Annotated in this window: 11 protein-coding genes; 6 read left to right on the forward strand and 5 right to left on the reverse strand. The window is 68.7% G+C overall.

The annotated features are described in order from the left end of the window. Positions 1-252 precede the first annotated feature (252 nt). Positions 253-2418 carry an excinuclease ABC subunit UvrB gene (uvrB, locus tag ACWEOI_RS27965; RefSeq protein ID WP_452361504.1) on the forward strand — a complete coding sequence of 722 codons (2166 nt, stop codon included), beginning with the start codon at positions 253-255 and terminating at the stop codon, positions 2416-2418. 146 nt (positions 2419-2564) lie between these two features. Here uvrB and ACWEOI_RS27970 read toward each other — a convergent pair whose 3' ends face one another. Further along, entirely contained in the window at positions 2565-3047 is a 483-nt protein-coding gene (locus ACWEOI_RS27970) for a VOC family protein (RefSeq protein WP_452361505.1), read from the reverse strand. Positions 3048-3103: 56 nt separating this feature from the next. On the opposite strand from ACWEOI_RS27970, the gene ACWEOI_RS27975 reads away from it, so the two are divergent. From ACWEOI_RS27975 to ACWEOI_RS27985, 3 genes are all read left to right on the forward strand, one after another. Further along, the gene (locus ACWEOI_RS27975; RefSeq protein WP_433666671.1) at positions 3104-3967 is read left to right on the forward strand and encodes a DUF6597 domain-containing transcriptional factor; all 864 of its coding nucleotides are present in this window, start codon (positions 3104-3106) and stop codon (positions 3965-3967) included. Between the two features lie 89 nt (positions 3968-4056). Then, positions 4057-4476, forward strand: a complete 420-nt coding sequence (locus ACWEOI_RS27980; RefSeq protein ID WP_433666670.1) for a DoxX family membrane protein — start codon at positions 4057-4059, stop codon at positions 4474-4476. A gap of 349 nt (positions 4477-4825) precedes the next feature. Further along, positions 4826-5278 carry a universal stress protein gene (locus tag ACWEOI_RS27985; RefSeq protein ID WP_357097823.1) on the forward strand — a complete coding sequence of 151 codons (453 nt, stop codon included), beginning with the start codon at positions 4826-4828 and terminating at the stop codon, positions 5276-5278. Between the two features lie 64 nt (positions 5279-5342). Here ACWEOI_RS27985 and ACWEOI_RS27990 read toward each other — a convergent pair whose 3' ends face one another. Then, a complete protein-coding gene (locus ACWEOI_RS27990) occupies positions 5343-7628 on the reverse strand; it encodes a HelD family protein (protein WP_452361506.1) in 2286 nt (761 codons plus the stop codon). Positions 7629-7786: 158 nt separating this feature from the next. After that, positions 7787-9121: a diguanylate cyclase gene (locus ACWEOI_RS27995; protein WP_433666668.1), complete on the reverse strand. Its 1335-nt coding sequence runs from the start codon at positions 9119-9121 to the stop codon at positions 7787-7789. A 177-nt stretch (positions 9122-9298) separates the two neighbouring features. Here ACWEOI_RS27995 and ACWEOI_RS28000 point away from each other — a divergent pair, with 177 nt between their 5' ends. Beyond that, positions 9299-10444, forward strand: a complete 1146-nt coding sequence (locus ACWEOI_RS28000) for a beta-ketoacyl synthase N-terminal-like domain-containing protein (RefSeq protein ID WP_452361507.1) — start codon at positions 9299-9301, stop codon at positions 10442-10444. Between the two features lie 30 nt (positions 10445-10474). On the opposite strand, the gene ACWEOI_RS28005 is transcribed toward ACWEOI_RS28000, so the two are convergent. Together ACWEOI_RS28005 and ACWEOI_RS28010 are read right to left on the reverse strand one after the other, a co-directional pair. Continuing rightward, positions 10475-12220 carry a GAF domain-containing protein gene (locus ACWEOI_RS28005; RefSeq protein ID WP_433666666.1) on the reverse strand — a complete coding sequence of 582 codons (1746 nt, stop codon included), beginning with the start codon at positions 12218-12220 and terminating at the stop codon, positions 10475-10477. Between the two features lie 71 nt (positions 12221-12291). After that, positions 12292-12939: a response regulator transcription factor gene (locus ACWEOI_RS28010; RefSeq protein WP_357097132.1), complete on the reverse strand. Its 648-nt coding sequence runs from the start codon at positions 12937-12939 to the stop codon at positions 12292-12294. Between the two features lie 262 nt (positions 12940-13201). Here ACWEOI_RS28010 and ACWEOI_RS28015 point away from each other — a divergent pair, with 262 nt between their 5' ends. After that, positions 13202-14038, forward strand: a complete 837-nt coding sequence (locus ACWEOI_RS28015) for a sigma 54 modulation/S30EA ribosomal C-terminal domain-containing protein (RefSeq protein WP_452361508.1) — start codon at positions 13202-13204, stop codon at positions 14036-14038. The last annotated feature ends 17 nt before the right edge of the window (positions 14039-14055 follow it).

The raw sequence follows: 14055 nt of genomic DNA on the forward strand, positions 1-14055 counted from the left end.
GCCTGGACGGCCTGAAATCCGTTGGGGTAAAGGTAAATTCGGACATTGGAAGCCCTTTACCGAAATGAGTACCGGACTAGAGAATTCGGAGCCGCTGCGCGATTGGACGGGTGTGCGCCGCGCGGGCAGCCATCGCGTGGCGACGGGACCGCGGGCACCGCCGGCCGTGGCCGGGGTCACGGCCGGGTCCGCCCTCGGTGAACAGGCTCGCCGCTGAGTGTTCTTGTCGGTGGTCCGTCCTAGGCTGGTGCCATGGCTTTCGCAACCGAGATCCCGGACGACCTGCCGCTGGCCCATTCGGAGCATCGGCCCATCGGTGAGGTCGAGCGGACCGACAGCCAGTTCCAGGTGGTCAGCGAGCACGTTCCGGCCGGTGACCAGCCGGCCGCCATCGCCGAGCTCGAGCGGCGCATCCGCTCGGGGGAGAAGGACGTGGTGCTGCTGGGCGCCACCGGTACCGGCAAGTCGGCGACCACTGCCTGGCTGATCGAGCGGTTGCAGCGGCCGACCCTGGTCATGGCCCCCAACAAGACCCTCGCCGCGCAGCTGGCCAACGAGCTGCGCGAGATGCTGCCGAACAACGCGGTCGAGTACTTCGTCTCGTACTACGACTACTACCAGCCCGAGGCGTACATCGCGCAGACCGACACCTATATCGAGAAGGACAGCTCGATCAACGATGACGTGGAGCGGCTGCGCCACTCCGCGACCTCGAGCCTGCTCTCGCGCCGCGACGTCGTGGTGGTCGCGTCGGTGTCGTGCATCTACGGCCTCGGCACCCCGCAGTCCTACCTCGACCGGTCGGTGCAGTTGGAGGTCGGCACCGAGATCGATCGGGACCGGCTGCTGCGCCTGCTGGTGGACGTGCAATACACCCGCAACGACATGTCGTTCACCCGCGGCAGTTTCCGGGTGCGCGGCGATACCGTCGAAATCATTCCCTCGTACGAGGAATTGGCGGTGCGCATCGAATTCTTCGGCGACGAGATCGAGGCGCTCTACTATCTGCACCCGCTGACCGGTGATGTGGTGCGCCAGGTGGATATGGTCCGGATTTTCCCGGCCACCCATTATGTGGCGGGTCCCGACCGTATGGAACGCGCGGTGCGCGCCATCGAGGCCGAACTCGAGACGCGGCTCGCGGATTTGGAGAAGCAGGGCAAACTGCTGGAGGCGCAACGGCTTCGGATGCGCACTCAATACGACTTGGAGATGATCAAGCAGGTCGGTTTCTGCTCGGGTATCGAGAATTACTCGCGGCATATCGACGGGCGGCCCGCGGGTTCCGCGCCGGCCACGTTGCTGGATTACTTCCCCGACGATTTCCTGCTCGTCATCGACGAATCCCACGTGACCGTGCCCCAGATCGGCGGCATGTACGAGGGTGACATGTCCCGCAAGCGCAACCTGGTCGAGTACGGCTTCCGGCTGCCGTCGGCGGTGGACAACCGGCCGCTCACCTGGGAAGAGTTCGCCGAGCGGATCGGGCAGGCGGTGTACCTGTCGGCCACTCCGGGCCCCTACGAATTGGGCCAGACCGGCGGTGAGTTCGTCGAACAGGTGATCCGCCCGACCGGCCTGGTGGACCCGCACGTGGAGGTCAAGCCGACCAAGGGGCAGATCGACGATCTGGTGCACGAGATCCGGCTGCGGACCGAACGCGACGAACGCGTTCTGGTCACCACGCTGACCAAGAAGATGGCCGAGGACCTCACCGACTATCTGCTGGGACTCGGTGTGCGGGTGCGGTATCTGCACTCGGAGATCGACACCCTGCGCCGCGTGGAATTGCTGCGGCAGTTGCGTCTGGGCGAATACGACGTACTGGTCGGCATCAACCTGCTGCGCGAGGGCCTGGACCTGCCCGAGGTATCGCTGGTCGCCATTCTGGACGCCGACAAGGAGGGCTTCCTGCGGTCCTCCACCAGTCTCATCCAGACCATCGGCCGCGCGGCGCGCAATGTGTCCGGTGAGGTCCACATGTACGCGGACAAGATCACCGACTCCATGCGCCACGCCATCGACGAGACCGAGCGCCGCCGAGCCAAGCAGGTCGCCTACAACGAAGAGCGCGGCATCGATCCGAAACCGTTGCGCAAGAAGATCGCCGACATTCTGGACCAGGTGTACCGCGAGGCCGAGGAGACCGAGGTCGAGGTGGGCGGCTCGGGCCGCAATGCCAGCCGCGGCCGCCGCGCCCAGGGCGAGCCCGGACGGGCGGTGAGCGCCGGTGTCTACGAGGGCCGCGACGTGCGGAACATGCCGCGCGCCGAACTCGCCGACCTGATCAAGGACATGACCGCGCAGATGATGAACGCCGCCCGGGAGCTGCAGTTCGAGCTGGCCGGTCGCCTCCGCGACGAGATCGCCGACCTGAAGAAGGAACTACGCGGCATGGATGCCGCCGGTCTGTCGTGAGGCGGAAACCCCTAGGCGGCAATGCGAATGCCGGCGCGACAACTGATTTCGGGTCGATGGGGGTAACTCGTCGGGCACGTCCGAAATCGGGTTGGCACCCGACCGCCGGCACGGGTTGCCAAGTGCCGGCGGCTCAGAGCTGTCCGCTACAGGCTCGGGGAGGCGGAATCAGCCATCCATTCGTTGACGCGGCGTTCGGCCTCCTCGCGGGAGACGTCCTCGACGCGGGTCATGACGATCCAGCGGTGGCCGAACGGATCCATGACGCGGCCGTAGCGGTCGCCGGTGACGAAGGTCTGCGGCTCGGAGACGAAGCGGGCTCCGTTCTCGGTGGCCAACTTCGAGACCGCGTCCACGTCCGGGCAGTAGTGCACCACGCTGGTGTGGACCCAGTCGTCGGCGGGGGCGCGCAGGCCCTCGTCGGGGATCGGCATGCCGACCTGGATGGTGGAGTCGCCGATCAGCAGTTCGGCGTGCGCGGCCTGGCCGTCGGGAAGATCGTTGCGGCTCAGCAGTTTCGCGCCGAACACGGCGCTGTAGAAGTCGATGGCCGCATCGGCGTCGGGGACGGCCAGGAAGCAGGTGATGGAGTGGTAGTCCTGCGGGATCGGATTCACGGTTTCGCTCATGACCGCTACCCTCCTCGGCGCGGCCGCGATGGTCTTGTAAGAATGCGACGGGGGCGATGACCAGCGCTGACAATCCCGAAAACCGGTTCGCGCCACGGCCGGTGCCGCCGCCGGAGACCGCCAAGGGCATCCTGCGGCCGCGCCAGCAGAACGCCGCCAACAATCACGCCCGCCTGCCCGCGGGCGAACGGGTGTCGCGCTATGTCGAGTGGTACTGGGCGGTCCGCTGGGACCGCCGCGGCGAGCCGCCGTTCCATGCCGAGGTGCTGCCGTATCCGTGCGTGAACCTGACCTTCGAGCGCACCCACGAACGCACCGGCGCCTTCGTCACCGGCGTGTGGACCACCAAGTACGTGCGCGAATTGGCCGGGGCGGGTGAGACGTTCGGGGTGAAGTTCCGGGCCGGCGGCTTCGGCGCGTTCACCGGGTTGGACGTGGGCGCGCTCAGCGACACCTCGGTCCCGGCAGCCGAGATCTTCCCCGCCGCCGACACCCTGGCCGAGGCCGTGCTCGCCACCGATGACACGCTGCTGCGCCGCGAGCTGATCGAGGATTTCCTGGTGGCGGCTCAGGGCGCCGAGGGCGACCAGAGCGCCTACCGCCAGGTCCTGATGATCATCGAGGCCATGGAGCACGATCGCGACCTGACCCGGGTGGACCAGGTCACCGAGCGTTTCGGCATCCCGATCCGCACGCTGCAGCGTCTCTTCCGCCGCTATGTCGGGGCGGGTCCGAAGTGGGTCCTGCGCCGCTATCGGCTGCAGGACGGCGCGCACCTGCTGGCCGAGGGCCGGACCTCGGACCTGGCCGCGCTGGCCCTCGAGCTCGGCTATTTCGATCAGGCGCACTTCTCCAACGAGTTCGCCAAGGAGATCGGAATGCCTCCGCTCGAATACGCCCGCATCTCGCTACCATCCTGACAAACTGACTGGTACGGGAATAGCAGTGGACCTGATGAAGTTGGTTGCCATATCACCCAATGGCGCATCGATCATCGAAGGAGCGGGCCATGGACGTGCTGGTGTTGATCGGACGGATCCTGTTCGCGTTGCTGTTCCTCGGCTCCGGCTTCGGGCATCTGGCGCAGCGTGAGTCGATGGCGCAGTACGCGCAGTTCAAGGGCATACCGATGCCCACGCTGGCGGTGCCCGCCTCGGGCGTGCTGCTGCTGGCCGGCGGGTTGAGCGTGCTGCTGGGCGTCTGGGCCGACCTCGGCGCACTGCTGCTGATCCTGTTCCTGGTGCCGACCGCCTTCCTCATGCACGCCTTCTGGAAGGAGACCGATCCCGAGGCGAAGCAGGGCGAGATGGTGAACTTCAACAAGGACATCGCACTGGCGGGCGCGTCGCTCATGCTGTTCGCCTTCTTCGCCCACGTCGGCCACGATCTCGGATTGACGCTCACCGGACCGCTTTTCGACCTCTCCTAGGAAATCCGCGGCGACGGGCAAAACGAAGTCACTGATTCCCGGGCCGTTCGTTGTGACGTGGCACAACGAACGGCCCGCGGACATTTCGGGCTTGTGACGAATCTCCCAGGCGTGCAAGGCCGTTGGCATTGTGTGTTCCGCGTCGCGATCGCCGGGAAATTCGCTGGTAGCCGGGGCCGTGTTCGGAGCGTGCCGGGAATGTCACAGTCGCCGATCCCGCCACGCGGTGTGATGTGTTGCGATATCGAATATTTCCGCCGGTTATGCCGCTATTGTCAGGCGAAGTTGCCGCGGTGAAAACCCCACTGTCGAGGAATCCGCGGCCCCGACCCTTGTACTTGGAGGAGAAATGACCGCCTACCGGACGATCGTCGTCGGTACCGATGGCTCGGACTCGTCGTACGTCGCCGTCGAGCGGGCCGCGGCTCTGGCCGGCGACGAGGGCGCCACGCTGTACATCGCCTGCGCCTACTTCCCGACCGACGACCGCGATGTCGCCGCGGCCGCGGACGTGCTGAAGGACGAGGCCTACCAGGTGCGCGGCTCCGCGCCCACCAGCGAGATCCTGCGCGTCGCCCGTGACAAGGCCGTCGCCCTCGGCGCGGTGAACGTCGTGGAGAAGCCCGTCGTCGGCGAGCCGGTCGAGTCGCTGCTGGACCTGGTGAAGGACGTGGAGGCCGACCTGCTGGTCGTCGGTAACCGCGGCCTCAACACCCTGGCCGGTCGCCTGCTCGGCTCGGTGCCCTCGGACGTGGCCCGCAAGTCGCGCTGCGACGTGCTGATCGTGCACACCGTGCGCTGACGCTCGAAGAACGAAGAGAAGCGGCCGGGCCCCATCGGGACCCGGCCGCTTCTCCGTTCGCGGGTCAGCGCAGCCGGTGCAGGACCTGCGGCAGGTCCTCGGTGTGCACGACGGCCAACCGCTGGGTGGCGCGGGTCAGCGCCACGTACAGGTCGTTGAGGCCGCGCGGCGATTCGCTCAGGATGCGGTGCGGTTCGGCCAGGATCACCGCGTCGAATTCCAGGCCCTTCACGTCGTGGACGGTCAGCACCCGCGTCGAATCATCGGACAGGTGACCGAGTTCGGCGGCCAGATCGTGCGGCACGATGACCGCCGTGGTGCCGGGATGCTCGGCCTCGGCCGCGATCAGCCGCTTGACCTCGTCGGCCAGCTCGCCCGCCGTCACCCGGGTCGCGGCCGGTTCGAAACCGGAGTCGCGGACCGAGCGCGGCGCGGGCGCGGCCGGATCGATGGCGGCCAGCACGTCCCCGGCCACCGCCATGATCTCCGAGGGCGTGCGGTAGTTGACGGTCAGCTCGGTGAGCTTCCAGCGTTTGGCCACATACGGTTCCAGCACCTGCTGCCACGACGAGGCGCCCGCCGGATCGCCGGTCTGGGCGACATCGCCGACTGCGGTGATCCACCGATTCGGGATGCGGCGCATGACCATCCGCCACGCCATGGCCGAAAGCTCCTGCGCCTCATCCACGATGACGTGCCCGTAGGTCCAGGTGCGGTCCCCGGCGGCGCGTTCGGCGGTGGTCTGGCGGGTGCGGACCTGCTGGCGCTCGGCGAGCTGGGAGGCGTCGATGAGGTCGTAGGCCATGAGCAGTTCGGGGTCGAGGTCGTCCTCGAGATCCTGTGGCGCGGAACCGGTCAGGATATCGAGGGCGTCCTGCGCCTCGGCGAGCTGGGCGCGCCAGCGGCGGCGGGAGCGCTCACGCTCCTCGCTGTCGTCGATGCCCAGCAGTTCGGCCAGTTCGTCGAGCAGCGGCGCGTCGGCGTCGCTGAACTCGCCGCTGTCGGAGCGCTGCAGTTCGGCCCGATCGGCCGCGCTGAGCTGTCCGGCCGCGTTGGACAGGCGCCTGGGGTCGGCCCACAGCCCGCCCAGCACCTCCTGCGGGGTGAGGATCGGCCACAGTCCGGCGATGGCGCGCTGGATCTCGGCGTCGGCGCGCATCTCGTCGCGGATCTCGGTGAGATCGGTCTGGCTCAACAGGTTTCGACCGCCCAGCGGGTTGGAGCCGATGGCGGCGGCGAGCTGGTCGGTGAGCGCGTCCACCACCGCGGCCGCGAAGATGGGCCGGGCCAGGTTGTGCGGGCGGCGCGAGGAGCGGGCGCGGCCGCGGGCCTTGGTGACGATCTTGCGGTCGAGTTCGAGCTGGTGCCCGTCGAAGTAGAGCGGGATGGTCTCGCGCGGCACGTCCTGCCAGTCGCGCACCCCCTTCTTGAGCACCTCGAGCATGTCGAGGGAACCCTTGAGTTCCCCGGCGCGCAGCGAATCCTCCAGTGTCGCTCGCACTCCCGGGTACAGGTTGCCTACGGTGGAGAGCAGCACGCCGGTCTCACCGAGCGAGGGCAGCACCTGGCCGATGTAGTCGAGGAAGGTGGAGTTCGGCCCGATGATCAGCACACCGGCCTTGTCCAGCTGCTGGCGGTAGGTGTAGAGCAGGTAGGCCGCGCGGTGCAGCGCCACCGCGGTCTTGCCGGTGCCCGGCCCGCCCTGCACCACGAGCACGCTCTTGTGCTCGGAGCGGATGATCGCGTCCTGCTCGCTCTGGATGGTCTCGACGATGTCGTTCATGTGCCCGGTGCGGGCGGCGTTGAGGGCGGCCAGCAGCGCGCTCTCGCTGCCGACGCCGCCGTCCGCGCTGATCACGCCGGCGGCCTGGGCGGCCTCGAGGCTCAGGTACTCGTCGTTGACGCCGGTGACGTTGCGGTTGCGGGAGCGGATGTGGCGCCGGCGGGTCACCCCGTCGGGGGCGGCGGTGGTGGCCAGGTAGAACGGCCGGGCCAGGGGAGCGCGCCAATCCAGCAGCAGTGTCTCGTAGTCGGCGCTCTCGTCGAGGATGCCGATACGACCGATGTAGCGGTTCTCGCCGTCGCCGTCGTTCTCGCCCGGGGCGATGTCGATGCGGCCGAAGCACAGGCCGTGTTCGGCGGCGTCGTACTTGGACAGGTCCTCGGAGTAGAGCTGGGTGAACGACTCGCGCTCACTGCGCGCCTGTGGGGTGCCGCCGGTCTCCAGGAGCACGGTGCGCAGCCGCCGCTGGGCGTAGGCGCGCATGCCGTCGAGCTGTTCGTAGAGCTTCGTGAGGTACTGCTGCTCGCGTTCCAGGTCCGGGGATACCGCGTCAGCGGAATCGGGCACAGAACGCTCCTCGGTGAGGTCGGGCAAGACGGAACTCCTTGTTCACCACGTCCGCCGTGCGGGGACGGCGCGCGAAGCATCGAGAACAGAGTTGTCGAGTCTAGTGCGCCTGGCTTGCCCGCGCCGTATCGCCAGGTGACGAGGCGTGGGTGCCCGGGTTACGAGGCGTGGGTGCTGTCGGTGCGCCGCGTCAGCGGAGTGTTGTGGTGGTTGGGCGGCTTGGCCCGGTACATGGCCAGGTCGGCGTCGTGCAGCACGGCTTCCGGCGTGCGGGTGTCGCCGGCGTGCAGGTGGGTGACGCCGACGGAGGCGTCGACCTGGATGCGGTGTCCGCGCGCGATGATCGGCTCGGAGGTGGCCTGCCGCAGCCGGGCGATGAGGACGTCCAGATCGTCGCCCAGGGTGCGCCCCGACAGCAGGACCAGGAATTCGTCGCCGCCGATGCGGCCCACCACGTCGTCGGCGCGCAGCCCGCGCTGCAGCCGCTGGGCCACGATCTGCAGCACGGTGTCGCCGATGGCGTGCCCGAGGGTGTCGTTGATGGTCTTGAATCCGTCCAGGTCGATGAACAGCACGCTCGACACCGGCAGCGTCTCGGCGGTGCCCACCGCCGCGGCCAGCTTCGACAGCACCAGCGACCGATTGGCCAGCCCGGTGAGCGGGTCGTGGGTGGCCTGGTACTCCAACTGCCTTCGGCTGGCGCGAAATTCGGTGATGTCGTTGAACGACGACACCGCGGGGGAGTTGGGGTCGGTGGGGTTGAGCAGGCGGCTGTTGGCCGAGAGCCAGCGCCGCTGCCCGTCGGGCCGGTCCAGCCCGAACACGAACCGTGTCACGTCCTCGCCGGTGGCCAGGGTGCGGATGATCGGATACCAGGTCGAGGGCATGGGCTGGGCGTTCGCGTCGAGCAGGCACAGCGGCAGGTCGTCGATGTGGGTGCCGATCAGGTCCTTGGCGTCGTAGCCGAAGATGCGGCGCGCGGCCGGGTTGGCGGATTCGATGCGGCCGTCGCGGTCGATCACCACCACGCCCTCCTCCAGCTGCGACACCACGGAGGTGAAGAACTGCTCGGCTTGCCGCTGGGCGGCCTCGGCGCGGCGTTGCGGGGTCAGGTCGTGCACGACGACCTGATAGGCCAGATGGTCGTGCCAGGCGGTCAGCACCGACACGGTCTCGACCTCCAGCGTTTTCCCGTCGCAGCGCAGCAGGGTCATCTCGGTGGGGTCGGAGGCGGTGCCGGCGATGGTGAGCCGGCGGATGCGGTCGAGCATGGGCGCGACCGACGGCGGTGAGACGAAATCGGTGACGGGCCGGCCGATGACGTCCTCGGGGTCGTCGGCGGCGAGCATGCGCAGGAGCGCCGGATTGGCGTAGACGATCATTCCGCGTTCGTGGACCACGATGCCGTCCGGGCTGAAGTCCACCAGGGACCGGTACCGCTGGGCCAGCTGTTCGGTGTCGGACGGGAGGTTTGCCCGATCGTTACCCACCATTTCGTTCACCCCCTGATCGTCGGTGCGGAACACGTCGATGGAGCACGGCACCATTCTGTTATCTGAAAATTTGCTGGTGCAGCTTGCCGAGCGTATTGAATGAAGTGCCTGGAGAGGAGCGATGCAATGCCTGGCGCCAACCCCGTCTCGATTGCCGACGGTCAGCATCAAGATCATATGACGATTGCCGGTATCGGTGCCGTGACCGGGTACGGCTGGGGCCGAGAAACCCTCTGGGAGGGTTTGCTGAGCGGGAAGTCCGCGGCCCGGCTACATCCAGGGTACGGGCCCGGACGCGATCGGCATGGGTGGGTTGCGCGGATTCCCGAAGGCGGCGATCCGGACTTACCGCCGAGCCGCTACCTCCGCGCGGTCCTGGACTCCGCACGCGAAGCGGTCACCGACGCCCGTGGCCGCGGCTGGCGGCCCGGCCGGACCGTCGGACTGCTGCACGCGATCGTGCTCGGCAACCTCGACGAATGGCAGGACTTCTTCACCGTCGACGGCGGACAGCGGCGCTCGCGCGACTATCTGCGGCTGATCCCCTCGACCCCGGTGTCGATGCTGATGAACGAGTTCGGCTTCCACGGTCCGGCCATGAACGTGAGCGCCGCCTGCTCCTCACTCAACGTGGCCCTGGTCACCGCCCGACTATGGATGGACCACGGCGTGGCCGACGACGTGCTGGTGGTGGCCACCGACCTGTCGGCCTCACCCGACATGGTGCAGGCGTTCGTGAATCTGGGCGCCGCGGTCTTCGACGCCGATCCGCTCGAGGCGTGCCGGCCGTTCCAGGAGGGCAGCCGCGGTTTCGTCTTCGGTGAGGCCTCGGTCGCGTTGATGCTGACCCGCGACGCCGACCGCCCCTACGCGGCGGTGCTGGGCGGGGCCATGACCAGCGACGGCTACCACGTCGTCTCCGTCGAGCCGTCGTTCGAGCAGATCTACCACTGTGTGCACCGCGCCCTCGCCGCGGCGGACGTCCGCCCCGAGGAGATCGCCTGCCTCAATGCCCACGCCTCCGGCACCGCCCAGTGCGACGCGGCCGAAACCGCGCTGCTGGCCCGGATTTTCGACGACCGCCCGCAGGTGACGGCGCTCAAGCCGCTGGCCGGGCACTGCCAGGCCGCCTCGGCCGGAATCGAGATCGCCGCCGCGGCCATGGGCTACGAGCGCGGGGTGCTGGTGTCCGCGCCGATCGTCGCGCCGGCGTACGCCCGCCTGGTGGACGGCGTGCAGCCGGGCATCCGCGGCCTCACCTTGAAGACCGCGCTCGGCATGGGCGGCAACAACAGTGCGGTGGTGCTCGGCCCGCTCACCTGACGCCGGCCGGTGCGGTCGGGTGGCGTTGATTCAGTGCAGCGGTACCGACCAGTGCAGTTTGGTTCCCGTGGTGGTGATGTCCTCGTCGTCGCCATTGGTGTCGCGGCGCGGGTACACCGCCAGCCGCCCGCCCGACTGTTCGGCCCGGCGCGCCAGGTTGGTGAGCCCGCTGGGCGTGATGGAATCCGGGATCCCGCGGCCGTTGTCGGCGACCACGATGGTGAGATCGTCGGCCACCCCGATGTCGATGGTGATGGTGTCGGCCCCCGAATGCCGGACCGCGTTCGAGACGGCCTCGCGCACAACGGCTTCCGCGTGATCGGCGAGCGCGGGCTCGACCACCGACAGCGGGCCGGTGATGTGCATGAGCGCCCGGATGTCGGTGGCGGTGGTCTGCTGCTTGACCGCGCGCTCGATGCGCTGTCGCAGCCGGTTGCTGTGCCCGTCGCCGCCGTGCAGGTCGAAGATCGAGGTGCGGATCTCCTCCACCACGTCCTGCAGATCGTTGATCGCGTCCGCGAGCCGGCGCTGCACCTCGGGCACCCGCGCGCGCGGCACCGTGCCCTGCAACGCCAGCCCGATGGCGAACAGCCGCTGGATGACGTGGTCGTGCAGATCGCGGGCGATGCGGTCGCGGTCGGTGAGGATGTCGAGTTCGCGCATGCGCCGCTGCGCCACCGCCAGCTGCATGGCCAGCGCGGCCTGATCGGTGAAGGCGGCGATCAGCTCCACCAATTCGTCGGAGTAGGGCGCGGATTCGGCCGAGCGCAGCGTGATCAGCACGCCCAGGGTGGAATCGGGGGTGTGCAGCGGCAGCACCAGGGCCGGGCCGATATCGGCGATCGGGGTGCCCAGGTCGATGTGGCGGCCGTCGTCGAAACGGAGCGGGGTGCGGGTGGTGAGGGCCTGGCCGACCGCGGTCTCGACGGTGCGCACCGCGTGCCCGGCGGGCGGCTCGCCCGGCCCGGACCACTGCGCCACCACCAGCTCGGTGACCCGCTCGGGCGCTTCCTCGGGATCGGCGACCACGGCCAGCAGCGCCTGCTGGGAGGCGGTGAGTTCGCGTGCGTGCGCCACCACGTGGGCGAGCACCTTGTTGGGTTCGGTGTCGGCGAGGAATTCGGTGGCGATGTCGCGGGTGGCCTCGATCCACGCCTGCCGGGTGCGGGCCTGCTCGTAGAGCCGGGCATTGTCGACGGCGATACCGGCCGCGGCGGCCAGCGCCTGCAGCAGCACCTCGTCGTCCTCGGTGAAGGGGTGGCCGCCGGATTTCTCGGCGAGGTAGAGGTTTCCGAATATCTCGCCGCGGATGCGCACCGGCATGCCCAGCAGGGTGCGCATCTCCGGATGATGCTCGGGGAAGCCGACGGCGGCGGGATGACGGGTGAGATCGTCCAGGCGCAGCGGTTCGGGCTTGTCGAGCAGCAGTCCGAGCACGCCGTGGCTCTCGGGCATCGCCCCGATCTTGACCCGGGTCTGCTCGTCGATGCCGTGGAAGATGAACTGGCTGGGCTGTTGTTCGTGCCCGAGCACGGCCAGCGCCCCGTAGCGGGCGTCGACCAGGATGGTGGCCGCGCGCACGATGGTGCTCAGCGTCTGCTCCAGGTCCAGCCCGGAGGTGACCAGCAACATCGCCTCGACGAGCCCGTCGATCCGATCGCGGGCGTCGATGATCTGTTCGACTCGGTCCTTGACCTCGGTGAGCAACTCGCGTAATCGCAGCTGCGACAGCGTTTCACGCACCGAGTAAGGGCCGGTGCGGGGGATGTCGTGCATGTATGTCCTGCGGTCCGGCGGATACGCGACGTCAGCGCGATTCTATGCGCGCCGGGGTTGCCGTGCGGTTGTCATGCCGAACGTGGTTGTCCCGTACGCAATTTCGATGCCAGGACGGCCGCCTGGGTGCGGCGTTCCATCCCGAGTTTGGCCAGCAGCCGGGACACGTAGTTCTTGACCGTCTTCTCCGCCAGGAACATCCGTTCGGCGATCTGCCGGTTGGTGAGGCCGTCGCCGAGCAGATCGAGCAACTTGCGTTCCTGATCGGTCAAACCGGCCAGCGGGCCGTCGAATTCGGTGCTGCGCCGCAGCCGGGCCATCAGGGCGGCGGCCGCGCGATTGTCCAGCAGCGAGCGGCCCGCGCCCACCTCCTTGATGGCCTTGGCCAGCTCCATGCCCTTGATGTCCTTGACCACGTAGCCGCTGGCGCCGGCCAGGATGGCGTCCATCATGGCCTGTTCGTCGGTGTAGGAGGTGAGGATCAGGCAGCGCAGATCGTCGATGTCGGCCAACAGGTCCCGGCACAGTTCGATGCCGTTGCCGTCGGGCAGGCGCACGTCGAGCACCGCCACATCGGGGCGCAGCGCCGGGATCCGGGCCAGCGCCTGGGCGACGTCGCCCGCCTCGCCGACCACGGTCAGCTCGGGGTCCTCCTCCAGCAGGTCGGTCAGACCGCGGCGGACGATCTCGTGATCGTCGACCAGGAAGACTTTGATCACGACGGCCTCCAGGATGTCGGTGATGCGCGGTCGGTTCGCGCGCGTGCGCGAATGGTCCCGGCCAACGTAACTCGCGGCGCGGCAACGGGATACCGCCGAAGGTCCCTAATCTCCAGGCGAATCGGCGCGCCCGAGATCTTTTGTCGGAGACTTTTCCCCGAAAGTGGTCTGTTTCGGGACTTTCGGCACTGTCGGGCCCACGTGACGTGTGTTGCCATGGAGTTCGGTTGCCGGGTCGGAGACAGGGAGAGCGGGGTCGGCTATGGGCGCGTTCGATGTGTGGTCGAGTGGAATCGATCCGGATTTCGTGGTGACCACGCACGGGCCCGTCCCGTCGGGGGAGGTGACCCGCGTGGCGCGCGGACTGGGCAGGGTATTGCGCCGCCACGGAGTCGTCGGGCCGGTGCGGGCACGCCTGCACTGGCCCGATCCCGACGACGGCGATCCCGAGGACGGCACCACCCTCGCGCAGGCGAGTGTCCGAGCGCTGGGGAAGTCGTTCCGGGTACAGGTCGCCGGGCCCGGCCGGTTCGCCGCCACCTTCGCATTGGAACGGCTGGACCTGCGACTGGGCTGCCCGCCGGACGAATTGTCCCGGCCCTGGCCGGATCCCGCGCGCCCGTCGCTGTCCGCGATCACCGAGCCGCGGCCGATCGTGCGGCGCAAGGACTGCCGACTACAGGTGGCCACGCCCGCGGCGGCGGCGCGGGTGCTCGACGCCATGGACTACGACGCGCACCTGTTCATCGACGCCGACACCGGATCCGAGGCGGTGGTCTGCTGGACCGGGCCGCTCGGGGTGCGCACGCTGGGCCGTCCGCGCGACGGCGTGCCCATGCTGCTCGAGGACGAGGCGGTGGCGCGGCTGTGCCTGGGCGGGCTGCCGTACCTGTTCTTCATCGACGCCGACGTCCGCCGCGGGCGGCTGCTCTACCGCCGTTTCGACGGTGACCTGGCCCTGGTCACCGCGGCCGGGTCCGAGGATCGCGCCCGCGATCGGGAGCGGGCGCGGCCGCCGCGGGTGCTCTCGAGCTGCGTGCGCCGGGCGCTGCCCAGCGTGGCCGGGGCCGCCACGGCGATCACCGAGAAGTCGGTCTGAGCCGGTGCGGGCGAGAT

The sequence above is a fragment of the Nocardia sp. NPDC004340 genome (genome assembly GCF_053602575.1).

Coding starts and splice junctions, on each gene's coding strand:
- ACWEOI_RS27970 (WP_452361505.1), bottom strand. CDS start 3,047: ATGAGCGAAACCGTGAATCCGATCCCGCAGGACTACCACTCCATCACC.
- ACWEOI_RS27985 (WP_357097823.1), top strand. CDS start 4,826: ATGACCGCCTACCGGACGATCGTCGTCGGTACCGATGGCTCGGACTCG.
- ACWEOI_RS27980 (WP_433666670.1), top strand. CDS start 4,057: ATGGACGTGCTGGTGTTGATCGGACGGATCCTGTTCGCGTTGCTGTTC.
- ACWEOI_RS27975 (WP_433666671.1), top strand. CDS start 3,104: ATGACCAGCGCTGACAATCCCGAAAACCGGTTCGCGCCACGGCCGGTG.
- ACWEOI_RS28005 (WP_433666666.1), bottom strand. CDS start 12,220: ATGCACGACATCCCCCGCACCGGCCCTTACTCGGTGCGTGAAACGCTG.
- ACWEOI_RS28015 (WP_452361508.1), top strand. CDS start 13,202: ATGGGCGCGTTCGATGTGTGGTCGAGTGGAATCGATCCGGATTTCGTG.
- ACWEOI_RS27995 (WP_433666668.1), bottom strand. CDS start 9,121: ATGGTGGGTAACGATCGGGCAAACCTCCCGTCCGACACCGAACAGCTG.
- ACWEOI_RS28000 (WP_452361507.1), top strand. CDS start 9,299: ATGACGATTGCCGGTATCGGTGCCGTGACCGGGTACGGCTGGGGCCGA.
- uvrB (WP_452361504.1), top strand. CDS start 253: ATGGCTTTCGCAACCGAGATCCCGGACGACCTGCCGCTGGCCCATTCG.